Raw genomic sequence first — 504 nt, forward strand, 5'->3', positions numbered from 1 at the left:
CTCGGCCCCGGCCGTCCTGCGCGTGGCGCGCGCCTGGGACACCGCCGCGACCACCGCGGCCGAGCATGTCGAGGCGCTGGCCCCCTCCGAGCTCGACGCCTTCCTCGCCGCCGCCCCCCGCTGGGCCGCGAGCGTGCGCGACAACGCCAAGGGCGAGGCGCGCCGCGCCGCCTGACCCGGGCGGGGCGACCCCGCCCCGCCTTCGGCTGTCTCGAAAGCCCCTTCCCGGCCGCCGGGAGGGGGCTTCGTCGTTCGGCGGTGCCGTTCCGTCAGCCGCGCCGCGCCTCGGCGATGAGCGCCTTCATGCGGCGGACAGCGTTCGGCAGCCCCTCGAACACCGCCTGGCCGACCAGGAAATGACCGATCGAGACCTCCGAGACCTCGGGGATGCGCGCGATGCCGCCGATCGTCTCGTAGGAGAGGCCGTGCCCGGCATGGCAGGCGAGGCCGGCCGCGGCGGCGGCCTGCGCGCCGGCCGCGAGGCGGGCGAGATGGGCAGGGCGG

Annotated in this window: 1 protein-coding gene; it reads right to left on the minus strand. The window is 78.0% G+C overall.

Translation table 11 applies throughout. The features are described 5' to 3' along the window. Window positions 1-269 precede the first annotated feature (269 nt). Window positions 270-504: pyridoxine 5'-phosphate synthase (locus L2I40_RS24420; RefSeq protein ID WP_237217907.1), on the minus strand; the 235-nt coding region annotated here is incomplete at its 5' end.

The sequence above is a fragment of the Falsiroseomonas oryziterrae genome, from assembly GCF_021864505.1.
Taxonomy (GTDB): Bacteria; Pseudomonadota; Alphaproteobacteria; order Acetobacterales; family Acetobacteraceae; genus Falsiroseomonas; species Falsiroseomonas oryziterrae.